This window comes from Microbacterium ureisolvens (assembly GCF_019511645.1).
Taxonomy (GTDB): domain Bacteria; phylum Actinomycetota; class Actinomycetes; order Actinomycetales; family Microbacteriaceae; genus Microbacterium; species Microbacterium ureisolvens_A.
This window is the reverse complement of the sequence record NZ_JAEUAX010000001.1, coordinates 414452-437645: the sequence shown is the minus strand read 5'-3', so window position 1 is coordinate 437645 and position 23194 is coordinate 414452. Positions and strand designations below refer to the sequence as shown.

Annotated in this window: 19 protein-coding genes and 2 tRNA genes; 10 read left to right on the top strand and 11 right to left on the bottom strand. The window is 69.1% G+C overall.

The window, feature by feature from the left end:
* Positions 1-31: 31 nt before the first annotated feature.
* The 6 genes from aceE to JNB61_RS02060 all read left to right on the top strand — a co-directional run bounded on the left by aceE (position 32) and on the right by JNB61_RS02060 (position 7626).
* On the top strand, positions 32-2761 hold the full coding sequence (gene aceE / locus JNB61_RS02085; protein WP_159844113.1) for a pyruvate dehydrogenase (acetyl-transferring), homodimeric type: 2730 nt from the start codon (positions 32-34) through the stop codon (positions 2759-2761).
* A 7-nt stretch (positions 2762-2768) separates the two neighbouring features.
* On the top strand, positions 2769-3986 hold the full coding sequence (locus JNB61_RS02080) for a PucR family transcriptional regulator (protein ID WP_159844111.1): 1218 nt from the start codon (positions 2769-2771) through the stop codon (positions 3984-3986).
* A 94-nt stretch (positions 3987-4080) separates the two neighbouring features.
* Complete coding sequence (locus tag JNB61_RS02075) at positions 4081-4992, top strand: ACP S-malonyltransferase (protein ID WP_220287723.1); 912 nt, start codon at positions 4081-4083, stop codon at positions 4990-4992.
* Positions 4993-5006: 14 nt separating this feature from the next.
* Positions 5007-6008, top strand: a complete 1002-nt coding sequence (locus JNB61_RS02070; protein WP_220338615.1) for a beta-ketoacyl-ACP synthase III — start codon at positions 5007-5009, stop codon at positions 6006-6008.
* Positions 6009-6082: 74 nt separating this feature from the next.
* A complete protein-coding gene (locus JNB61_RS02065; protein ID WP_013586517.1) occupies positions 6083-6331 on the top strand; it encodes an acyl carrier protein in 249 nt (82 codons plus the stop codon).
* A gap of 56 nt (positions 6332-6387) precedes the next feature.
* Positions 6388-7626, top strand: coding sequence for a beta-ketoacyl-[acyl-carrier-protein] synthase family protein (locus JNB61_RS02060; protein WP_159844105.1), 1239 nt, complete (start codon positions 6388-6390; stop codon positions 7624-7626).
* 144 nt (positions 7627-7770) lie between these two features.
* Here JNB61_RS02060 and JNB61_RS02055 read toward each other — a convergent pair whose 3' ends face one another.
* Together JNB61_RS02055 and JNB61_RS02050 are read right to left on the bottom strand one after the other, a co-directional pair.
* Positions 7771-8274 carry a DUF3145 domain-containing protein gene (locus tag JNB61_RS02055; protein WP_159844103.1) on the bottom strand — a complete coding sequence of 168 codons (504 nt, stop codon included), beginning with the start codon at positions 8272-8274 and terminating at the stop codon, positions 7771-7773.
* Positions 8275-8420: 146 nt separating this feature from the next.
* On the bottom strand, positions 8421-9194 hold the full coding sequence (locus tag JNB61_RS02050; protein ID WP_159844101.1) for a hypothetical protein: 774 nt from the start codon (positions 9192-9194) through the stop codon (positions 8421-8423).
* A gap of 162 nt (positions 9195-9356) precedes the next feature.
* Between JNB61_RS02050 and JNB61_RS02045 the strand changes: the two genes are divergently transcribed.
* Positions 9357-11363 (top strand): DUF262 domain-containing protein, encoded by a 2007-nt coding sequence (locus JNB61_RS02045; RefSeq protein WP_220338614.1) that lies wholly within the window; start codon positions 9357-9359, stop codon positions 11361-11363.
* 63 nt (positions 11364-11426) lie between these two features.
* Here JNB61_RS02045 and nagE read toward each other — a convergent pair whose 3' ends face one another.
* Positions 11427-13364: an N-acetylglucosamine-specific PTS transporter subunit IIBC gene (gene nagE, locus JNB61_RS02040; protein ID WP_220338613.1), complete on the bottom strand. Its 1938-nt coding sequence runs from the start codon at positions 13362-13364 to the stop codon at positions 11427-11429.
* A gap of 427 nt (positions 13365-13791) precedes the next feature.
* On the opposite strand from nagE, the gene JNB61_RS02035 reads away from it, so the two are divergent.
* Positions 13792-14415: a TMEM175 family protein gene (locus JNB61_RS02035; protein ID WP_220338612.1), complete on the top strand. Its 624-nt coding sequence runs from the start codon at positions 13792-13794 to the stop codon at positions 14413-14415.
* 89 nt (positions 14416-14504) lie between these two features.
* Here JNB61_RS02035 and JNB61_RS02030 read toward each other — a convergent pair.
* Both JNB61_RS02030 and JNB61_RS02025 read right to left on the bottom strand, forming a co-directional pair.
* Positions 14505-14581, bottom strand: a tRNA-Ile gene (locus JNB61_RS02030).
* A gap of 26 nt (positions 14582-14607) precedes the next feature.
* Entirely contained in the window at positions 14608-15705 is a 1098-nt protein-coding gene (locus JNB61_RS02025) for a DMT family transporter (protein WP_220287618.1), read from the bottom strand.
* 43 nt (positions 15706-15748) lie between these two features.
* Between JNB61_RS02025 and def the strand changes: the two genes are divergently transcribed.
* Together def and JNB61_RS02015 are read left to right on the top strand one after the other, a co-directional pair.
* Positions 15749-16315: a peptide deformylase gene (gene def / locus JNB61_RS02020; RefSeq protein ID WP_220338611.1), complete on the top strand. Its 567-nt coding sequence runs from the start codon at positions 15749-15751 to the stop codon at positions 16313-16315.
* 15 nt (positions 16316-16330) lie between these two features.
* A complete protein-coding gene (locus JNB61_RS02015) occupies positions 16331-16939 on the top strand; it encodes a DUF305 domain-containing protein (protein ID WP_220338610.1) in 609 nt (202 codons plus the stop codon).
* Positions 16940-17023: 84 nt separating this feature from the next.
* Here JNB61_RS02015 and JNB61_RS02010 read toward each other — a convergent pair whose 3' ends face one another.
* From JNB61_RS02010 to dusB, 6 genes are all read right to left on the bottom strand, one after another.
* Complete coding sequence (locus JNB61_RS02010; RefSeq protein ID WP_220338609.1) at positions 17024-17695, bottom strand: hypothetical protein; 672 nt, start codon at positions 17693-17695, stop codon at positions 17024-17026.
* 64 nt (positions 17696-17759) lie between these two features.
* Positions 17760-17832 (bottom strand) — tRNA-Asn (locus tag JNB61_RS02005).
* A gap of 75 nt (positions 17833-17907) precedes the next feature.
* On the bottom strand, positions 17908-18696 hold the full coding sequence (locus JNB61_RS02000) for an ATP-binding cassette domain-containing protein (RefSeq protein ID WP_220338608.1): 789 nt from the start codon (positions 18694-18696) through the stop codon (positions 17908-17910).
* A 50-nt stretch (positions 18697-18746) separates the two neighbouring features.
* The gene (gene dnaG, locus JNB61_RS01995; RefSeq protein ID WP_220338607.1) at positions 18747-20609 is read right to left on the bottom strand and encodes a DNA primase; all 1863 of its coding nucleotides are present in this window, start codon (positions 20607-20609) and stop codon (positions 18747-18749) included.
* A complete protein-coding gene (locus tag JNB61_RS01990; protein WP_220338606.1) occupies positions 20609-21967 on the bottom strand; it encodes a deoxyguanosinetriphosphate triphosphohydrolase in 1359 nt (452 codons plus the stop codon). Before JNB61_RS01990 ends, dnaG begins: the two co-directional genes overlap by 1 nt.
* On the bottom strand, positions 21957-23132 hold the full coding sequence (dusB, locus tag JNB61_RS01985) for a tRNA dihydrouridine synthase DusB (RefSeq protein ID WP_222854987.1): 1176 nt from the start codon (positions 23130-23132) through the stop codon (positions 21957-21959). The genes JNB61_RS01990 and dusB overlap by 11 nt, the downstream gene beginning before the upstream one ends.
* Between the last annotated feature and the right edge of the window lie 62 nt (positions 23133-23194).

The following is a 23194-nucleotide window of genomic DNA, read 5'->3' as shown; positions in this document are numbered from 1 at the left end:
GCACGATCTGCCAGACGACGAAAGGTCTTCTGTGACTGTCAACGATCAGGATCCGTACTCGCAGGAACCCCTCGACAGCGATCCCGATGAGACCTCCGAGTGGCAGGAGTCCCTCCAGCAGCTCGTGCAGGCGAAGGGCCACGGACGTGGCCGCGAGATCATGCTGAGCCTGTTGCAGACCTCCCACGAGCTGCAGCTGAATGTTCCGCAGGTTCCCACGACGGACTACATCAACACGATCGCCCCTGAGAACGAGCCCGAGTTCCCGGGCGACGAAGAGCTCGAGCGCCGCTACCGCCGGTGGATCCGCTGGAACGCCGCGATCACCGTGCACCGTGCGCAGCGGCCCGGCATCGGGGTCGGCGGCCACATCTCGACCTACGCGTCCTCGGCGTCCCTGTACGAGGTCGGCTTCAACCACTTCTTCCGCGGTCTGGACGACCCGACCGGGGGCGACCAGATCTTCATCCAGGGCCACGCCTCCCCCGGCATCTACGCGCGCTCGTTCCTCGAGGGACGCCTGAGCTCCGAGCAGCTCGACGGCTTCCGCCAGGAGAAGTCGAAGGCGCCGAACGCGCTGCCGTCGTACCCTCACCCGCGCCTGATGCCCGACTACTGGCAGTTCCCGACGGTGTCGATGGGCCTCGGCCCGATCAACGCCATCTACCAGGCGATGTCGAACAAGTACCTCACCAATCGAGGGATCAAGGATCTCTCGAACTCGCGCGTGTGGGCCTTCCTCGGCGACGGCGAGATGGACGAGGTCGAGAGCCGCGGTCAGCTGCAGGTCGCGGCGAACGAGGGCCTCGACAACCTCACGTTCGTCGTCAACTGCAACCTGCAGCGCCTCGACGGCCCGGTGCGCGGCAACGGCAAGATCATCCAGGAGCTCGAGAGCTTCTTCCGCGGCGCGGGCTGGAACGTCATCAAGGTGGTCTGGGGCTCGGGCTGGGACGAGCTGCTCGCGAAGGACACCGACGGCGCGCTCGTGCACCTCATGAACACCACGCCGGACGGCGACTTCCAGACCTACCGCGCCGAGGATGGAGCGTTCATCCGCGAGCACTTCTTCGGACGCGACGAGCGCACGGCCGCTCTCGTGAAGGACTGGTCCGACGACGACATCTGGGGCAAGCTCCGTCGCGGCGGCCTGGACTACCGCAAGGTCTACGGCGCCTACAAGGCCGCGACCGAGCACAAGGGCCAGCCCACCGTGATCCTCGCCAAGACGATCAAGGGCTACGGCCTCGGGCATCACTTCGAGGGCCGCAACGCGACCCACCAGATGAAGAAGATGACGCTGCAGGACCTCAAGTACTTCCGCGACTCGATGCGGATCCCGGTCTCGGATGCGCAGCTCGAGGAGAACCCCTATCTCCCGCCGTACTACAACCCCGGCCCGAACGACGAGACGATCCAGTACATGCTGGAGCGCCGCCGCGCCCTGGGCGGCTTCCTGCCGGAGCGCCGCTCGCATCACGTCGGTCTCCAGCTTCCCGGCGACGAGGCGTACGCGCTGCCGAAGAAGGGCTCGGGCACGCAGGAGATCGCCACGACGATGGCGTTCGTCCGTCTGCTCAAGGACCTGCTCCGCGCGAAGGACTTCGGCCACCGCATCGTGCCGATCATTCCCGACGAGGCCCGCACCTTCGGCATGGACGCGTTCTTCCCGTCGGCGAAGATCTACAACCCGCACGGCCAGAACTACACGTCGGTCGACCGCGAGCTGCTCCTGGCCTACAAGGAGAGCCCGCAGGGTCAGATCGTCCACGTCGGCATCAACGAGGCGGGCGCCGTCGCGGCGTTCACCGCGGCGGGCACCTCCTACGCCACGCACGGCGAGCCGCTCATCCCGGTCTACGTCTTCTACTCGATGTTCGGCTTCCAGCGCACCGGCGATGCACAGTGGGCGGCCGGCGACCAGATGGCGCGCGGCTTCATCATCGGTGCGACCGCTGGACGCACCACGCTGACCGGTGAGGGCCTTCAGCACGCGGACGGCCACTCGCTGCTCCTCGCCGCGACCAACCCGGCGACCGTGTCGTACGACCCCGCGTACGGCTACGAGATCGCGCACATCGTCCGTTCGGGCATCGAGCGCATGTACGGCGGGAACCACCCCGACCCGAACGTCATGTACTACCTCACGGTGTACAACGAGCCGCTGGTGCAGCCGGCGGAGCCCGAGGGCGTGGACGTCGACGGCATCGTTCGCGGCATCCACCGCGTCTCGACCGCCGACGGCGAGGGTCCCAAGGCTCAGCTGCTCGCGTCGGGCGTGGGCGTGCCGTGGGCGCTCGAAGCGCAGCAGCTGCTGCGCGACGACTGGGGCGTGCAGGCGGACGTCTGGTCGGTCACCTCGTGGAGCGAACTGCGACGCGACGGCCTCGCCGCCGACGAGCACAACTTCCTCCACCCGGAGGAGGAGCCGCACACGGCCTACCTGACGCAGAAGCTGAAGGATGCCGCCGGGCCGGTGGTCGCGGTCAGCGACTTCATGCACGCGGTGCAGGACCAGATCCGTCCGTGGGTGCCGAACCGCTTCGCGACCCTCGGTGCGGACGGCTTCGGCTTCTCCGACACGCGCGCCGCGGCCCGTCGCTTCTTCAAGATCGACGGCCCGTCGGTCGCGGTCCGGACTCTGCAGGCCCTGGCCGAAGAGGGTGCGGTCGACCGCAGCCTGGCCGCGCAGGCCATCCAGAAGTACCGCCTGCACGACGTGACCGCCGGCACGAGCGGGAACGCGGGCGGCGAGAGCTGAACCGCGGATGGGCAAGTCCACCGAGGTGATGGACAAGGTCGAGACGCTCGCCTGGCTGCGACGCATCTCGGGCGACCTGGCGACCGTCACCATCAAGCGCCTCGAGGAGACGCTGCCCTGGTATGCCGAGATGCCGCCGGCCCGACGCTCCGCCGTCGGGCTGGTGGCGCAGGCCGGCATCACGTCGTTCATCTCGTGGTACGACGAGCCCGGCTCCACGCCGTGGATCGCGTCCGACATCTTCGCCGCGGCCCCCCGTGAGCTGCTGCGAAGCGTGAGCCTGCAGCAGACCCTGCAGCTGATCCGCGTCACCGTCGAGGTGACGGAGGAGCGGGTCGCGGGCAAGGGCGAGCACCTGCGCGAGGCGATCCTGCTGTACTCGCGCGAAGTGGCGTTCGCCGCCGCAGACGTCTACGCCCGGGCCGCCGAGGCGCGCGGCCTCTGGGATGCGCGCCTGGAGGCTCTGGTCGTCGACTCGATCCTCACGGGCGAGGCCGACGAGGAGCTGCCGAGCCGCATCGCCGCCCTCGGATGGCACGGCCACGGCGAGGTCGCGGTGCTCGTGGGCACGACGCCCCCGCAGTTCGACGTCGACCAGCTCCGCCGTACGGCGCGCAAGCTCGGCGTCGACGTGCTGATCGGCGTGCAGGGCTCCCGGCTCGTGCTGGTGGTCGGGCGCGCCGAGCCGGCCGCCGTCGCGGACGATGCGGTCACCGATCTTCCGTTCGCCGAGATCGCACGCCGCCTCGAGCCCGGCTTCGGCGCCGGGTACCTCGTGCTCGGCCCCACGGTGCCGGCACTCGTCGATGCGAGCCAGAGCGCCCGCGCCGCCCTCGCCGGATTCGCCGTCGCGCGCGCGTGGCGCCACGCACCCCGGCCGGTGGAGGCGGACGATCTCCTCCCCGAGCGCGCTCTCGCGGGCGATCCGCTCGCCAAGCTCACTCTGGTCGAGCGCATCTACCGACCGCTCCAGTCGCACAGCGCCGACCTCGTGTCGACGCTCTGGGCCTACCTCGACAACGGCCGGTCGCTCGAGGCCACCGCCCGCGAGCTGTTCGTGCATCCCAACACCGTGCGCTACCGACTCAAGCGCGTGTCGGAGGTCATCGGCTGGGACGCCACCGGCCCCCGGGAGGCGCTGATCCTGCAGACGGCGCTGATCCTCGGATCGATCGGAACGGATGCCTCGCGCCGCCGTCCGCCGGCCCGGCGCAACTCCGCTTGATCGCCCGGTCAGTGTGGGCCACACACAAAGCCGCGCGTGATTCTTGTGACGGTGTTGCCAGAACGACCTTTCTGATCCTTGGCAGGATGGAACGGTGAGAATCGCCGTCTTCCCCGGGCAGGGGTCCCAGTCCCCCGGCTTCCTGACCCCCTGGCTCGAATCGGACGGCGCGGCGGATCGCCTCGCCCGGTACTCCGAGTGGTCGGGGGTCGACCTTGTCGCCGCCGGCACCGAGTGGGACGCCGACCAGATCCGCGACACCCAGGTGGCGCAGCCGCTCATCGTCGCTGCCAGCCTGCTGTCGTGGAACGCGCTGCCCGATCGTGAGCGCATCGGCGGCGTCGCCGGGCATTCCGTCGGCGAGTTCGCCGCCGCCGCGGTGGCCGGCGTGCTGAGCGAAGAGTCCGCGCTCACCCTCGTGGGAATCCGCGGTCGGGCGATGGCCGAGGCTGCGGCGGCCGCCGAGACCGGCATGAGCGCCGTGATCGGCGGGGACGAGGCATCCGTCCTCGCTCGGCTCGAAGAACTCGGGCTCTCCCCCGCGAACTACAACGGCGGCGGGCAGCTCGTGGTCGCCGGCGCGCTGGACGCGCTCCAGGCCCTCGCGGCCGAGCCGGTCTCCGGGACCCGTGTGATCCCCCTCCAGGTCGCCGGCGCCTTCCACACGCGCTACATGGCACCGGCCGTCGAGACCCTGCGGGCGGCCGTCACCGACCACGACGTCTCCGATCCCGGGGTGACGCTGTGGACGAACCGAGACGGGTCGGCGGTGAGCACGGGGCGCACGTTCGTCGACCTTCTCGTCGACCAGGTGGCCTCGCCGGTGCGCTGGGACCTCTGCATGACGTCCTTCGCCGACGCCGGCGTATCCGGCATCGTGGAACTGGCCCCCGCGGGCACGCTCGTCGGGCTCGCGAAGCGCGCGCTGCGCGGAGTCCCGGCAGTCGCCGTCAAGACGCCCGCTGACCTCGAGGCCGCCGCCGCGCTGGCGGCCGCCGCCGCCTGACCGGAGTACCCCGCATGATCCGCAGCCTCATCCAGCCCACCGGTGCCGCCCACACGCGCATCTACGCCTACGGCGCCGCACGCGGCGAGATCGCCGTCCCGAACGACGACCTCATCGGCCCCATCGACTCGAGCGACGAGTGGATCCGCCAGCGCACCGGCATCATCACTCGCACGCGCGCCGTGCCCGAGACCGATGCCGTCGATCTGGCGACGGATGCCGCCCGCGAGGCGATCGAGCGCTCCGGGGTCGATCCGTCACAGGTGGACGCGGTCATCGTGGCCACGATCAGCAACCCCAAGCAGAGCCCGTCGGTATCGGCGATCGTCGCCGACCGCGTCGGCGCGAACCCCGCCGCCGCCTACGACGTGAACGCCGCATGCGCGGGCTTCGCCTACGGGGTGACCCAGGCCGACGCGCTGATCCGTGCGGGCGCTGCACACTACGCCGTCGTGATCGGGGCCGAGAAGCTCAGCGACATCGTCGACCCCGCCGATCGCAGCATCTCGTTCCTGCTCGGCGACGGCGCAGGAGCGGTCGTGATCGGCCCGAGCGACACTCCCGGCATCGGTCCGACGATCTGGGGGTCCGACGGGTCCAAGTCCGACGCGGTGGGCATGAACCACACACTGACCGAGTTCCGCGACGGCGTCGCGCCGTGGCCGACCCTGCGTCAGGAAGGCCCCACCGTCTTCCGGTGGGCCGTCTGGGAGATGGTGAAGGTCGCACGCCAGGCGCTCGAGGCTGCGGGGGTCGAGGCATCCGATCTCGCCGCCTTCGTGCCGCACCAGGCCAACATGCGCATCATCGATGAGTTCGCCAAGCAGCTCGGCCTCCCCGACACGGTGCTGATCGGCCGCGACATCGAGACCACCGGCAACACCTCGGCAGCCTCCATCCCGCTGGCCGCACACCGCCTGCTCGAGGAGCACCCCGAGCTCAGCGGCGGCCTCGCCCTCCAGATCGGCTTCGGCGCCGGACTGGTTTTCGGCGCGCAGGTGGTCGTCCTTCCCTGACGCGACGAACCGCGACCCTAGACTGATTCCCGGCCCGCTCGGGCACGCCTACCCCTAACAAACAGGAGAATCCCATGGCATTCACCAACGACGAGGTCCTCGCGGGACTCGCGGAGCTCATCACCGACGAGACCGGTATCTCGGCCGACGAGGTCGCGCTCGAGAAGTCGTTCACCGACGACCTCGACATCGACTCGATCTCGATGATGACGATCGTCGTCAACGCCGAGGAGAAGTTCGGCGTCACCATCCCGGACGACGAGGTCAAGAACCTCAAGACCGTCGGCGACGCCGTCACCTTCATCACGTCGAACCAGGCGTAGGACCATCCCGGTGGGGGCCGCGGCCCCCACCGGCCATCACGCGAGGACTCTGATCCATGAGCACACCCCGTATCGTCGTCACCGGCATCGGCGCATCGACCCCCATCGGCGGCACCGCGCCCGAGAGCTGGTCGGCGCTGCTGAGCGGCGCATCCGGCACGCACCGCATCGAGCAGGATTGGGTCGAGGAGTACCAGCTCCCCGTCACTTTCGCCGCGCAGGCGCTCATCCGGCCCGATACCGTGCTGGAGCGCCCCGTCGCGAATCGCCTCGACCCATCGGCGCAGTTCGCGCTCGTCGCGGCGTTCGAGGCATGGGAGGACGCAGGCAAGCCCGAGGTCGAGCCCGAGCGGTTCGCCGTCGATTTCGCGACCGGCATCGGTGGGCTCCAGACGACCCTCGCCGGCTGGGACACGCTCAAGACCAAGGGCCCCCGCCGGGTCATGCCGATGAGCGTCCCGATGCTCATGCCGAACGCGCCGGCCGCCGCCGTCTCGATGCATCTGAACGCCCGCGCCTACGCGCGGACCGTGGCGTCGGCGTGCGCGTCGAGCACCGAGTCGCTCGTCAACGCCTTCGAGAGCCTTCGCGCCGGTCAGGCCGACGTCATCATCGCGGGTGGTGCCGAGGCGGTCATCCACCCGCTCACGATCGCTGCGTTCGCCGCGATGCAGGCGCTGTCCAAGCGCAACGACTCCCCCGAGACCGCGTCGCGGCCGTACAGCGTCGACCGTGACGGCTTCGTCATGGGCGAGGGTGCGGCGGCCCTGGTCCTCGAGACCGAGGAGCACGCGAAGGCCCGCGGTGCCAAGATCTACGGCGAGGTCGTGGGCGGCGGCGTGACCGCGGATTCGTATCACATCACGGCTCCGGAGCCCGAAGGTCTCGGCGCCTCGCGCGCCGTTCGCCTCGCGCTCGAGCAGGCGGGCGCGACGCCCGACGAGGTCACGCACATCAACGCGCACGCCACGTCGACCCCCACCGGCGACATCGCCGAGTACAAGGCGCTGCTGAGCGTCTTCGGCGACCGCGTCCACGAGATCCCCGTCTCGGCGACGAAGGGCGCGACCGGGCACCTACTGGGCGGCACCGGTGCGCTCGAGGCGATCTTCACGCTCCTCGCGCTGCGTGAGCGTCAGGCGCCGCCGACCATCAACGTCACCACGCAGGACCCCGACATCCCGCTGCGCATCGCGGGCTCGCCGATCGCCCTCGGCGCCGGTGACCAGCTCGCGATCAGCAACTCGTTCGGTTTCGGCGGTCACAACGCCGTCGTCGCATTCCGCTCGGTCTGACGACACCGACGCGAAGACGCCCCCGGTGAAGCCGACCGGGGGCGTCTGTCGTGTCAGGCGGCGGTTCGCGGTCCCGCGGCCCGGGATTCGCGGCCTCCGAGCCTCGGTAATGGCGCCTCGCGCCGCCTGCGTCTGTGGGGTTGTTCAGCCGACCTTGTGCAGCCATACGACGGGCGCATCGTCGCTCGCGTGCCGGAACGGCTCGAGCTCCTCGTCCCATGCGGCGCCGAGCGCCACGTCGAGTTCGCGCTGCAGCTCGAACGCGTCTCCGCCGGCGATCTCCATCGCGTAGCGGATGCGGTCCTCGCCGATCACGACGTTGCCCGCGCTGTCGGTCTGGGCGTAATGGATGCCGAGACCCGGTGTGTGCAGCCAGCGACCTCCGTCGCTGCGAGGGGTGGGATCCTCGGTGACCTCGAACCGCAGATGCTCCCAGCCGCGGATCGCCGTCGCCAGCGCGGAACCTGTCCCTGCGGCGCCCTCCCAGTAGAACTCCGAGCGCCTGCTGCCGGTCAGTACCGGCTGATCCGCCCAGTCGAAGCTGACAGCGCGGCCGAGGGCGCGCCCGACCGCCCACTCGAGGTGCGGGCACAACGCTCGTGGCGCGGAGTGGATGAAGATCACCCCACGCGCATTGTGTGTCGCCATGATCTCTCCGTTCGTCAGGTGCGTCTTCCCCTACGACCTGTGACGGTGTCATGACGTGCTGTTCGGTTGTGCTGCCGCCATTATCGCGGAGAGGGCCCGGGAATCACAAGACTGTGATTCCCGGGCCCTCCGATCGCACGCGGTGCTCAGGCCTCGCTCATGGCCTGGACCTCGGCTTTGCCCTTGGCGGCGTAGTACGCGGCACGTGCGGCATCGCGGCGGGCCTGCTCGGCCTGACCGGCGTCGAGCACCTCCTGGGCGACCTCGAACTGGGGCGCGGTCGGCACGGCGTGGTACTTCTCCATGTAGGCGTCGAGCTCGGGGCCCGACTCCCAGGAGGTGATGAGGCAGTAGCGCGGCTCGGTGCCGTCGTGGTGCACGGCGTGCCACAGGCGCTGCGTGTCGACGATGAGCTGCGCGCCTGCGGGAAGCGCCACACGGTACTCGATGCTGGGGTCGGTGCGATTCTCACGCAGCACGAAGTAGCTGTTCTTGTCGTCGGTGAGGTTGAAGAAGCCGCGGACGACCCAGCCGGTGCCGTCGGGGTTGAGGCGGTTGTTGTCGTCCTGGTGCAGGTTGTACAGCGCGTCGGCGTAGGTGTTCGGCTGCAGTTCGATGATGCGGCAGCGGCCGACGTTTGCGCCCGGCTCCTGTGCGCGGCGCGTGAGGGTCGGCGCCTTCTCGGTCTGCTCGGGGATCCAGACGCCGTCCTTGTCGGTGCGCGGCGGCGTGTGGTTCCAGAAGCCGTTGCACTCGATCTCGCCCTTGGCGGAGGCCAGCGGTGCGAAGCGGGTGTCGCCCGACGACTTCCAGTCGACGTACTCGATCGAGAGCCACTCCTGCGGGTCGACCTCCCCACCGTAGGAGTCGAGCACCACGAAGCCGGTCTCGTCGAGAGCGGCGGACTTGATGTAACCCATGACGAATCATGCCTTTCGGTCAGTGAGCCAGCACGTTTTAACAGGCTCAACTTAGGCAAGCCTACCTCGGGGGTCGGAACGGCCCCGAAGCCCGCGCCGTGAATAACGGCGGGCCGCCGCACCCCGCTCCAGAGGCGGGGCCCCGCCTAGACTGGACAGGCCATGGTCACTGCCACGAATGTCGATGCCACTGCTGTCAACACCATCGGCTGGCTCTCCGCCGCGGACTGGACGATCGTCGTCCCCGTGTATCAGCGGCAGTACCGATGGGACATCGGCGGATGCGAGCAGCTCCTCGCCGACATCCGTGCGGTCGCGGATCTCGGCGACCGGCACATGCACTTCATCGGCTCGATCCTCTCCTCCGCGAGCGGTGAGGGCGCCGACGCGGAACTCGTGCTGATCGACGGGCAGCAGCGCACGACGACCCTCATGCTGCTGGTCGCCGCCCTGCATCACACCGTGCGCGAAGCGGATCCCGACCTCGCCGATCAGCTGCAGCGCGTGCTGGTCCACTCACACGACGCCGCGCGCACGAAGCTGCGTCCGCACCGGGCGTGGGCGTCGGTGTTCGAACGCGTCGTGCTCGACCTCCCCCTCGCTCCGGGCGAGCGCCGCGACTCGCGGTTCGACGACAACTACGCGTTCTTCCGCAGCCAGATCAGCCTCGAGGAGGCGCCCCACATCTGGCGGGGGCTCCAGAAGCTCGAGCACGTCGCGATCACGCTCGGCGCGGGCGCCAACGCGCAGCAGATCTTCGAGAGCCTCAACTCCACCGGCGAGCCGCTGCGCGACCACGAGCTCATCCACAACTACGTCCTGATGGGCCTGAATCACTCCGAGCAGCGCGAGATCGAAGCCGACTACTGGCAGGTGATCGAGCGGAACACGGGCGATTCGATCGCGGAGTTCTGGCGCCAATACCTCGTGATGCGGACCGGCCGCGAGGTGACGGTCGTCGGCGGGCGCGGCGTGTACGACGCCTTCCGTCAAGAATTCCCGCGGCTCGACCACCACGACCTGGTGCGGCATGCCGATGAGTGGCGCGAGCTGTCCCGCGTCTATCGCATCCTCCTCCGGCCGAGCGAGGCTCCGGATGCCGAGATCACGCGCCACCTCGCGTACCTCGGCACCTTCGGCACAGGGATGTATCCGCTCGTGATGCGGACGTACCGCGACTTCGAGCTGGGGTCGGTCGGCCACAGCGAACTCATCGAGACGCTGGAGATGGTGCAGTCGCTGCTGGTGCGCCGCGCCGTGGTCGGCACCGGCGTGGATCGCCTGGTCGCCCGCCTGTGCCGCGCGCGCGAAGAGGGCGCCGAAGCGCTCGTGGCGGCGATCTCGCGCATCACCCCCTCCGACGAACGGGTCGCGGTGGCTCTCAAGTACTCGGAGCTCCCCCACGCCGCCTACGTCCTCGGCCGGATCGCCGGCGTCGACGGGGCCGGCGGACTCGACGTCGAGCACATCTTCCCGCTCGCCCCCGCCGACGGATGGTCGGGCGACGGGGTACGCGAGTGGGCGTCGTACAGCGACGACGAGCAGAACAGCCACCGCGCTCTCGCGAACACGATCGGCAACCTCACGGTCCTCGAGGAGGACCTCGCGCTGCGCGCGTTCGATCGCTCGTTCCCCGAGAAGCAGGCACTGTACGCACGCAGCTCCGTCGCCACCACGGCCGAGCTCGCCGATCTGCCTTCCTGGGGCACGGCGGCGATCGCCGAGCGATCCCTTCGGCTCACGGAACGGTTCGTCCAGATCTGGAAGCGGCCGGGCGGTCCGGCCATCGACGACGACGGCCTGACCCCGATCCTCGATGCCGTCCGCCGCCGCGGTTGGCCTCCGGGCTGGCACCGGGAGTGGTCGTACGTCGAGTACTGCGGCGAGCACTGGGAGGTGCCCGACGTCAAGTACCTCTTCAACCGCGTCTTCAAGCGGCTCTGGGCGGACTCCCGCGACTCGGTCGTCGCTTACAGCGCACGTCGGGGCGGTCCGGTCTACACGGCGCAGTCCTGGAACGGCCAGTGGGACCGCCTCGACGACGAGCACTCCCTGTACATGGGCTGGGACTCCAGCTACATGCTGAGCGCCGTGCAGGGCGTGCTCGAAGAGGCGGGACTCGCCCCCGAGGTCTTCGTCAAGTACTCCTACATCGGCAACGCGATGTGAGAACGGGACGGATGCCTCGGGGTCGAGGCATCCGTCCCGTTCACCGACTGCGCGACGCGGGCGTCACTCGAACGTGACGGCCGCGTTCTCGTTGTTGAGCACGATCACCGGGGTGATCGAAGGGTGTCCCGCGGCCTGGATCTTCGCGAGGTCGAAGCGCAGCAGCGGCGTTCCCGCCGTCACCTTCTGCCCCTTCTCGACGAGGGTCTGGAAGCCGTCGCCCTTCATGCCCACCGTGTCGATGCCGACGTGGATCAGGAGCTCCGTGCCGTCGTCCAGCACGAGCGCCACCGCGTGGCTGCTGTCGAAGGTGGCGCCGATCGTGCCGTCAGCGGGGGCGACGACCGTGTCCCCGGTCGGCTCGATCGCGGCTCCGGGTCCCATGATCCCCTGCGCGAACGTCGGGTCGGGAACCGCCGACAGCGGCACGACCGTGCCCTCGAGCGGCTGGCGCAGGCGCACCGTGGTCGTGGCCGGCGTGTCGGTGAGCACCGCTGTGCCGCCCGCAGCCGGTGCGATCGCAGGTTCGGGCTCCGCCGCGGCGGGTGCCTCGGCGCGTCCCGACATGATCTGCTCCATCGCATCCTTCACGAACTGCACGTTGGTGCCGTAGATCACCTGCACCGACTTGCCGCCGGGCTTCATCGTGCCGGCCGCACCTGCTCGCTTGAGCGCCGTTTCATCGACCTTGCCGGGGTCTTGGATCTCCATGCGCAGGCGAGTCGCGCAGTTGTCGAGCTCGAGGATGTTCTCCTTGCCGCCGAGCGCGTCGATGAAGCGGCCGCCGGTGATGAGGTACTTGTCGTCGGCGGAATGGGTGTCGAGGTCCGTGCCCTCTTCGAGGATGTTCTCGTCTTCGCGGCCCGGCGTCTTGAGGTTGAACCGCTTGATGAAGAAGTAGAACACTCCGAAGTACACGAAGAACCAGAAGACGCCCATGACGGGGATCAGCCACGGGTTCTGCGCCATCGGGTTCGTCCAGTTGAGGACGAGGTCGACGAAGCCCGCGGAGAACCCGAAGCCCATCCGCACCGGCAGTATCGCGCTGATCGCCATCGAGATGCCGGTGAAGATCGCGTGCACGAGATACAGCACAGGGGCGAGGAACATGAACGAGAACTCCAGCGGCTCGGTCACGCCGACGAAGAACGACGACACGGCGGCGCTGAGCAGGATGCCGTAGGTGATCTTCTTGCGCGTGGTCTTGGCCGTCAGATACATCGCGAGCGCGGCACCGGGAAGACCGAACATCATGATGGGGAAGAAGCCGGTCATGTACTGTCCGGTGACACCGTAGGTGCCGGTGCCTGCGGCGAAGTTGTTGAGGTCGTTGATGCCGGCCACGTCGAACCAGAACACCGAGTTGAGTGCGTGATGGAGGCCGATCGGGATGAGCAGTCGGTTCAGGAAGCCGTAGATTCCCGCTCCCCACGGACCGAGGAAGGAGATCCACTCGCCGAACGTGACCAGCCCGCCGTAGACCCACGGCCAGACGAAGAGCAGGACGACCGCAACGACCAGGGAGATGCCCGCGGTGACGATCGCCACCGATCGCTTGCCGGAGAAGAACGCCAACGCGTCTGGGAGTTTCGTGTCCTTGAACCGGTCGTAGGTCCAGGCGCCGATGAGACCGCAGATGATGCCGATGAAGACGTTCTGCACCTTGAGGAAGGCGGCAGGCACGTCATTGACGTCCTCGACGCCAGTGAACAGCGCCACGGACTCGGGCTTGAGGAGCGTGGTGATCACGAGCCACGACACCAGACCCGCGAGTGCGGAGGTGCCGTCCGACTTCTTCGCCATGCCGATCGAGATGCCGATGGCGAACAGCAGAGCGAGGTTGTCGAGGAGCGAGACGCCGGCTGTGTACAGGAAGTCGACGACGACTCCACCGCCGATCGTGCCTTTGATCCAGTTGCTGATGCCGACCAGGATCGCCGCCACCGGCAGCACAGCCACCGGGAGCATGATCGACCTGCCGAGCCTCTGCAGGAACTTCATTGTTCGCCTCCATCAGGAGCCAGGGACAGTTGATGTGGCTGACGCTACAGCCAAATCGAGTCGCGCGTCATGGGGTCCCCCTCCGAAAGTTAGGGGTATGAACGAATTTCTCATCCGTCCGTGATCCTGGCCAGAACGGGTCGACATCGACCGCGTGCTGACGGGCGGTGGCCGCCGTGCATTGTCCTCCTGTCGCCGTGTTCTGTGAACCCCCTCTGTGAGCCCCGAGGAGGACGCGCACGCTGGGTGCTCGTCGTCGCCATCTGCGAATGGTGCCGGGACTCGACCTGCGGCGGCGGAGCGTGGCGGACGGCGGCGACCCGAGGGCATTCACGCCTTCTCGCGCAGGAGGGCGGACAACGTGCACGAGGATCGACAGCAGGCCCGCAGAAGGAGGGCGTCCACCCGGGCGGACCCGGCTCGGGCCGTGGCATTCAGCGACGCCGTCATCGCGATCGTGATCACCCTGCTCGTGCTGGATCTTCGGCCACCTGAGACCGATCCGGGCGGCCTGCTCGCCGGACTCCTCGACGAGTGGCCCACTTACCTGGCGTACGCCGCCTCCTACATCTATCTCGCTGTGATCTGGTTGAACCACAAGGCCGCGTTCACACGCATCCGCGAGATGGACATCGGTCTGCAGTGGGCGAACCTGGGGATCCTCGCGACGCTCGCGCTGGTCCCGTGGCCCACTGCGGTCATCGCGGAGACGGCCAGGACAGGCAACGTCGCCGACGAGAAGGTCGCGGTCGCGCTTTATGCGCTCGTCGGGGCATTGCTGTGCCTGGCCTGGTTGTTCTTCTTCTCCTACCTGGCACGGCATCCGGAACTCACCAAGGAGGAAGTGGACGACTCCTACTTCGCCCACGAACGCCCGCGGGCCCTGATCGGGGTGGTTCTGTACCTTGCCGCCGGAATCGCCGGCGTTCTCATCCACCCCCTGGTTGCATCGGCGGTGTTCCTGCTCCTCCCGGCGTTCTACGGTTTCACCAGCCACGGACACGATCACCCGGCGAAGCTCCTGCGCGGTGGTGGCGATACCGGTGACTGATGACGCACAGCTCAGGGAAGCTGCAGGTCACCTTATGCTCGCGTGTGGATCGACCCTGTGGGTCGATCCACACGCGAGCATCGTTGTCTTGGTAGGGCGGGTGGGACTTGAACCCACGATCGTCGGGTTATGAGCCCGCTGCCTTGACCAGCTTGGCCACCGCCCCGCGCACTGATGAGTGCGTGGACGAGCCTACCTGCCTGTCCTGCCCTCCGGCCCGTCGGCAGGGTCTTTCACGGGCGGCTCAGGCCACACCTTGGCCACGGCCTCGGTCACCTTGATGGATGCGGTGTGCGGATGCGCAGCATCCGTCGTGTCGCCACTGCTGCCCCGCTCGATCGGAAGCTCCTGGCTCTCGCTGAGCACCTGCGGATGATGGCGAGCCAGCTGGAAGACGCCCCACACCGCGACCGCGCCGACCACTGCGAAGGAGATGTAGACCCAGAGCGGTGCCCCGGCGGCCTCTTGCAAAACGGTCAGGCCGATGAAGATCGCGACGATGGGGTCGATCACCGTGAGGCCCGCGACGACGAGGTCGGGAGGACCTGAGGCGTACGCGTTCTGCACGAAGTACGCGCCGACGATGGCTCCCGCGATGAGAGCGGCGAGGCACGTGAAGGTGAGCCAGTTGAAGTCGCTCGCCTGGATGCGAACGATCACGACCTTGGCGAGCGTCGCGACGAAGCCGTAGATGACTCCCGCGGCGATGATGTAGAAGAGCGCCCCCATGCGCGAGCGCAGCCAGATCCACAGACCAGCGAAGACGACGGTGACGATGCCGAGCAGCACCAGGATCGTGATGAGCTGTCCGTTCGACACCGGCTTCTCTGTCGCGAAGAGCGCCGCGATCGTGACGAAGACGAAGATGCCGCCCACGCACGCCGCGATCGCGATGAGGGAGCGCTTCGTCGGCCTGTGGCCGCTGATCTGGGCGTTCAGCAGCGTCGTGATCACGAGGGCGATCGCTCCGAGAGGCTGAACCACGATGAGCGGGGCGAAGGCGAGTGCCCACAGCTGGCACACGATGGCGAGCCCCAGCATGACGGTGCCGATCACCCACGACGGTCGTGCGAGGAGCTTCAGCAGGTGATTCGCGCCCAGTCCGCCGTTGGTCTGGGAGCCGTAGAGACGCTCGACCTTCGTCACGCCGCGGTGCTGGTACTGTGCGCCGAACGACATGAACACGGCGCCGAGGAGCGCCAGGGGAATGCCGATGAGGATGTTCGGGTTCTGGAACACGCCGACCAGCTGATCGCCGATGTCCTCGAGTTCCACCGCAGTCCACACCACGTATCGACACTAGCCGCAGGTGCCTGTCGATAGGCTCAAGGGCGTGGCTGTTCTCCCGATTCGCATCATGGGCGATCCCGTCCTGCACTCCCCCGCGTCCGCCGTCGAAGAGATCACGGACGGGATCCGCACGCTGGTCGCCGACATGTTCGAGACGATGGATGCCGCGCCCGGTGTGGGTCTCGCGGCCCCACAGGTGGGTGTGCCCCTGCGCATCTACACGTACACCTACGCCGACGACGACGGTGAGCCCTGGCGCGGCGTGATCATCAACCCCGTGCTGTGGATGAAGCCCCTCGAGCCCGGTGCACCCGATCCCGACGAAGAGTCGGAGGGCTGCCTGTCGTTCCCCGGCGAGCGGTTCGCGCTGCGTCGATCCGACGAGGTGCTCGTGACGGGCACGGACCTCGAGGGCGAGCCCGTCCGCATCCAGGTCGACGGCTGGCGCGCGCGCATCATGCAGCACGAGTTCGACCACCTCGACGGCATCCTGTACGTCGACCGCCTCGACGACGGCGACTGGAAGACCGTGCAGAAGATCGCGCGAAAGCGCGGTTGGGGCCGGCCGGGCAGCTCCTGGACTCCGGGCATCGACGACCTCGACGCCTGACGCGACGAGGAAGAAATGAATCACCACCGCACACGCGCCCTCCTCGCAGCACTCCCCCTCGCCATCGCCCTCGGGCTGGCGGGGTGTGCGAACGGGTCCGGCGGACCGGGTTCGATGCCCGGGATGGACCACGCGTCGCCGATGCCGTCGGGCTCTGCGAGTGCCGTGTCGATGGCCGACCAGATGTTCGTGGTCATGATGATCCCGCACCACGAACAGGCGATCGAGATGTCCGACGTGATCCTCGAGGACGACGGCGTGGACAGCCGCGTCAGCGAGCTGGCCGAGCGGATCAAGGGGGCCCAGGGCCCGGAGATCGAGCTCATGCAGGGGTGGCTCGATGAGTGGGGCGTCCCCCACGACACCGCCGCTGCCGGCGGCATGGATCACGGCGGCGGGATGATGTCGGAGGCCGACATGACTGCGCTGCGTGAGGCCGACGGCGAGGAGGCCGGCCGGCTCTTCCTCGAGCAGATGATCGTGCACCACGAGGGCGCGGTCGAGATGGCCGAGGCCGCCCTCGACGACGGCGAGGATCCGGATGTGCTCGCCCTCGCCCAGCGCGTGATCGACGACCAGACGGCCGAGATCGCCGAGATGCAGGAGCTCCTGACGAAGCTCTGAGGCGCCGCGAGCCGTGACCCGGGTGGTCCGTACGATCCGGGCACGGCTTCCGCGTTCGTCAGGCGGTGCCGCGTCGGTGGGGGGTCAGGCGGCGTTCGCCGCGGCGCTCCGGCGGTTCTGACGCTCGACCCAGCGGCGCAGGTCCGCGTCGGCTCCGGGCGGAGCCTGCGCGATGACGTTCATCCCCTGGCGCACGAAAGTGGTACCCGTCGTCATCGGGCCCCAGACGTGGGCCGTCGAGAGCTCGCCGGTGTCGACGTCGCGCACCTGCACCTGCGTCGTGTCGGTGGTCTTGCGAGCCCGCGCCTTGCCCGCCACGTGCTGCACGACCAGAACGGGAAGCCCGTGCGCGGCGGCGGTCGCGATGACGCAGTCGAGATCGTGGGCCGCCCACTGACTCCGGATGCCGCGCACGGTCCAGAGCGCGACCAGCACGACCGCGATCGTCGCGAGGCCCGTGGGCACGAGCCACACGCTCACCGCGGCGAAGAGGAGCGCCCACAGCGCGATGCCCCGGACCGCCAGCAGGATCGCGATGACTGACGGCACGAGCGCGAGGAAGAGCCAGGGTGCCGGCGCGGAGAACGGGAACATCCACGGTTCGCCGCCGAGCAGGACGATGAGCCCGACCCAGAGGACGGCGGCGCCGAACACCCCGAGTGCGATCAGCAGCGTGACAGAGCGGTAGATGGGCGCCGGGGCGGGGACGCCGCCCTCGACGGCCAGTCGCGGCGAGGGCTTCGCGCGAGCCGCCATGTGCACTCCTCGGTGTGGTCCCGGAGACGAAGAAAGCCTCGGGGGTGGAGCCCCGAGGCCTTCGCTCCCCCACTTGGACTCGAACCAAGAACCTATCGGTTAACAGCCGATTGCTCTGCCAATTGAGCTATGGAGGAATGTTCCGCACTCTCGTGCGGGCAACCAGTCCATACTAGCAAAGCTCAACCCGTGCTCATGACCACGCGGGCGGGTCAGTAGCCGACCGCGCGTCGATCGGCCTGGCCGTCCGGCGTCCACAGCAGATCCTGGGTGCCGTGTCCGAAGGCGACCGCGTGGCCCGCTCGCAGCACGAGGACGTCCGCGTCGAGCTCGCGTACGACGTCCTGCTCGTTGGTCACGACGAGGGCGGCCATGTCGAGTTCGCGCCGGCGGCGGAGCACCGCCTCGCGTGCCGCCTTGCGCACCTCGACGTCCATATTGGCGAAGGGCTCGTCGGCGATCAGCACGCGCGGCTGCAGCACCAGTGCCCGGGCCAGCGCGACGCGTTGACGCATCCCTGCGCTGAGTTCGTAGGGGTACTTGGGCGCAGCCCCCAGCGGCAGCATCAGCTCGTCGAGGAGTGACGCCACCCGCACCGCGAGTGCGCGCGAGCTGACGCGCCGGTCGCGACTCGTGATCGGCTCGCCGATCACCTCGGCGACGGTCAGACGCGCCGGAAGACGGGCCCCGGCGGACTGCGGGACGTAACCGGCATAGTACGTGAGATAGCGATGAGCGCGACCGGGGCGCCGCACCGCGACGCCCTCGACGAGGCCGCGGCCCCCGACGACGGCGAGGCCGGGTTCCTCGGCGCCGGCCAGCACCGCCGCGAGCGACGACTTGCCGGAGCCTGTGGGTCCCATCAGCGCGAGGATGCCGCCGTGCGGCAACCGGAACGACACCCCGTCGACGACCCGCTGCGCAGGACCCCCGCGGCCCGAACGCGCGATCGACAGATCGGAGCAGTCGATCGCGACATCAGCGTCTCGTCGGCGAGTCATGCCCTCATCCTGCCCTGCGACCGGCGGCGACGCCAGCCGACGGGACTCGATCAGGATCCCTCGTCGGCCAGAGCCTGACGCCTGGCATCGAGCTCCCGCAGGCGCAGCCGGATCGCGCGGCCCTCTTCCGAGTCGGCGGGCACGCGCTGGATCGCTCCGAGCAGCTCCGCCTTCTCGCGGTCGAACCCGCGAATGACCAGGCGGCGGGCGAGATCGCTCGCCGAAGAGACCGCCTCGTCGTCGCTGAGAGCCGGGAAGTCGGCCGCGAGAAGCTCCGCGGCGAGCGAGCGGTACGGCTCCCGGACGGCGGCGACAGCATCCACCGACCAACCGGGGCGCTGCATCCCCGGAGCGTCCCGCACGGCGATACGCACGGCATCGAGAGCCGGATGCCGGAACGGCAGGTCGAGCGCGCGTGCGACGAGCGACGGATCCATACGGTGGCCGAACTGCAGCACGCCCATCAGAGCATCGCGCTCGATCCCCACGTCGGGCGTACGCGGAAGGGTTGCCAGCGTGACGCGCAGAGCTCCCTCATCGGCCGCCTCCGGCGGTTCCGCGGCACCGGGGGCCGCATCGCGTCGTCCGCCCCCGTTGCTCCGCCCCGCGCGCTCGACTTCGCGACGGACATCCTCGGTGTCCATGCCGAGTCGTCGGGCGAGCACGCGCACGTACTCGGGCTGCAGAAGCGGGTCGCGCAGCTCGGCGACGACCGGAGCCGCCGTCCGCAGTGCCCCGACCCGCCCTTCGACGGTTCGCAGGTCGTAGCCCGAGATGCGCTGGTCGAGCACGAACTCGACCATCGGCACCTTCGTCTCGAGCAGCGCCCGCACGGCGCCGTCGCCGCGGGCGAGACGCAGATCGCACGGATCGAGCCCTTCCGGACCGGTCGCGACATAGGTCTGCGCGTTGAATCGCTTGGCATCGGCGAAGGCGCGCAGCGCTGCCTTCTGCCCCGCAGCATCGGGGTCGAACGTGAAGACGACCTCGCCCGCGGTCGAGTCGTCGCCCATCACGCGCCGGAGCACCGTGATGTGGTCGGAGCCGAAGGCCGTGCCGCAGGTCGCGATCGCGGTCGTGATGCCGGCGAGGTGGCACGCCATGACGTCGGTGTAGCCCTCCACCACCACGACCTGGTGCTGGCGCGAGACCTCGCGCTTGGCGAGGTCGAGCCCGTAGAGCACCTGCGCCTTCTTGTAGATCGTCGTCTCGGGCGTGTTCAGGTACTTCGGGCCGTTGTCGTCGTCGAAGAGCTTCCGCGCCCCGAACCCGATCACCTGCCCCGTGACGTCTCGGATCGGCCAGATCACCCGCCCCCGGAACCGGTCGTAGACGCCTCTCTGCCCCTGCGACACGAGGCCGGCGGAGGAGAGCTCCTCGTCGGTGAACCCCTTTGCGCGCAGCGCCTTGGTCATGCCCTCCCAGCCCTTGGGCGCGAATCCGACGCCGAAGTGGGCGGCGGCGCCCGCGTCGAATCCGCGCTGACCGAGGAAGCGTCGTGCGATGTCGGCCTCGGGCGTCATGAGCTGGGAACGGAAGAACTCCGCCGCCGCGGCGTTCGCGGCGTACAGGCGCGCGCGGCCGGTGTGCTCGGGGGCGGCGCCGCCGTCCTCGTAGTGCAGGGCGTATCCGATGCGGCCGGCCAGCCGTTCGACGGCCTCCGTGAACGTCACGTGGTCCATCGCGCGGAGGAACGAGTACACGTCGCCCGACTCGCCGCAGCCGAAGCAGTGGTAGAAGCCGGCTTGCGGGCGCACGTTGAAGCTCGGGCTCCGCTCGTCGTGGAAGGGGCACAGCCCCTTCATCGAGCCGACGCCCGCCGACTTGAGCGCGACCCGCTCCCCGATGATGTCGGCGATGTTCGTGCGTGCCTTGACCTCGTCGACGTCCGCCTGGCGGATGCGCCCCGCCATCAGCGCGCTCCGGAAGCGCGGAAGGCTCGCGACGCCGTGTCCATGGGCCGTGCGCCCGGTGCCCATACTCCGACGGATGCTGCGTCGACGGGTTCGACGAGGGACCCGTGCCACGCGATCGCGAGCTGGTCGGTGAGGCTCGCGACCTGGTCGACGACGACACGGCGGCGCGCGGCATCCGTCTCGGCCGCGGCGAAGTCCTCCGCGTGCAGCGGGTCGAGCGACTCGGGGTGCTCCCAGAGCGCAGTCGCGAGACGCTTGAGGACGCGACGCTGCTCCTTGTAGAGGTCCTTGCGTCCTTCGATCGACACGACTGCGGCGCCGATGATGCCTTTGAGCACCGCCATCTCGGTCTCGACGATGCGGGGCACGATGAGATGCCCGCGATAACGCGTCAGCACCGAGGTCGGGTACGCCTCGCGCGTCGCCGTCGTCGCGGCACGCGCGAAACGGCCGATGAGGTCGGATGTGAGGTTCTTGAGGCGCGCCAGCGCCGCGCGGGTGCCGTCGAAGGAATCGATCCACTCCGGCATCCGGGTGAGCCGGAACAGGGCGTCCTCGAGTTCGTCGCGGGCGAAGTCGAACCCCACCCAGGACTGGATCGCGGTGAGGAGCCACTCGTGCTCGCGGGGGTCGACCAGTCGAGCGGGATCGAGGTACCCGTTGACCACCGCATCCTCGAAGTCGTGGACCGAGTAGGCGATGTCGTCGGAGAGGTCCATGACCTCGGCCTCGATGCAGCGCAGGCGCCCAGGTGCACCGGCGCGGACCCAGCGGAACACCTCTTCGTCCTCGGGGTAGACGCCGAACTTGAGGCGACCGCCGGGGTCGGGGAGAGGGTGATCGGCCGTCCACGGGTACTTGCAGGCGGCGTCGAGGCTCGCCCGCGTCAGGTTGAGGCCGAAGCTGCGCCCGTCGGCGTCGACCACCTTCGGCTCGAGGCGCGTGAGGATGCGCAGGGTCTGCGCGTTGCCTTCGAAGCCGCCGAAGTCCTCGGCCCATTCGTTCAGGGCTCGTTCGCCGTTGTGTCCGAAGGGCGGGTGCCCGAGGTCGTGACTGAGACAGGCGGTGTCGACGACGTCGGCGGCGAGGGCGAGTGCGGTCGCCAGTTCGCGACCGACCTGGGCGACTTCGAGCGAGTGCGTCAGGCGGTTCCGCGCGAAGTCGGCCGGGCTCGCGGGGCTCAGCACCTGCGTCTTGGCGGCCAGCCGGCGCAGCGCAGCCGAGTGCAGCACGCGGGCGCGGTCGCGCGCGAAGTCGTCGCGCTGCGATCGGTGGCGCTCGGCGTGGAATCGGGCGGCATCGGCGTCGTCGTAGCCCTCCGGGCGATCGGACGCGCCGGCGAGGTCACCCGCCACTGTGGTCGAGTTCCGCTTCGGCGATGGCGGTGGTGGCCTCGGCAGTGAGCTCGCGCGACTCGAGCCAGCGGTCGGGCAGTGCGGGGCGCTTCGGGGTGCCGGCGCGCCCCCGCTGACCTTCGGCGGCGGCACCCGGGTAGGGCGCATCGGCGTCGAGCGTCGCGAGCAGGTCGTCGATCTCGGCGAGGCTCGACGCGGTTGCGAGGCTCGCGCGGAGCTCGCCCCCCACCGGGTAGCCCTTGAAGTACCAGGCGACGTGCTTGCGGATGTCGCGGCAGCCGCGGTCCTCGTCTTCGAAGAACTCCACGAGCAGCTCGGCGTGGCGGCGGAACGCCTGCGACACGAAGCCGAGGGTCGCATCGACCGGCTCGGCCGGCGCCGCACCGGGACCGCCGAGTGCGCGGGCAAGGTCGCCGAACAGCCACGGACGCCCGAGGCATCCGCGGCCGACGACGACCCCGTCGCAGCCGGTCTCTTCCATCATGCGCACCGCGTCGCCGGCCGACCAGATGTCGCCGTTTCCGAGCACGGGGACACCGGTGACCGCTTCTTTGAGCTTGGCGATCGCCGACCAGTCCGCCTCACCCGAGTAGAACTCCGAGGCCGTACGCGCGTGCAGGGCGACGGCGGCCACACCCGCGTCCTCGGCGATGCGTCCGGCATCGAGATAGGTGAGGTGGTCGGCGTCGATGCCCTTGCGCATCTTGACCGTGAGGGGGATGTCACCGGCGGCGCGGGCGGCGCGCTCCACGATGTCGCGGAACAGACCGAGCTTCCACGGCAGCGCCGCTCCTCCGCCCTTGCGGGTCACCTTGGGAACGGGGCATCCGAAATTCAGATCGATGTGATCGGCGCGATCCTCCTCGACGAGCAGGCGTACCGCGGCCTCGGTCGTCGCGGGGTCGACCCCGTAGAGCTGGATCGAGCGCGGGGTCTCGGACTCGTGATGCGTGATCAGGCGCATCGTCGTCGCGTTGCGCTCGACCAGAGCACGCGTCGTGATCATCTCGCTGACGTACAGACCGGCGCCGTATTCGCGGCACAGCCGCCGGAACGCCGTGTTCGTGATGCCCGCCATCGGCGCGAGCACCACGGGCGCGTCGAGTTCGATGGGCCCGATGCGCAGCGTCGGCGCGGGGGCGAGGGCAGTCGTCACGCGTTCCATTCTCTAACAGGAATCCGTCCCTTGGCTGAACGGCCGCACTCTGTGCAGAGGGCTTAGCCTGA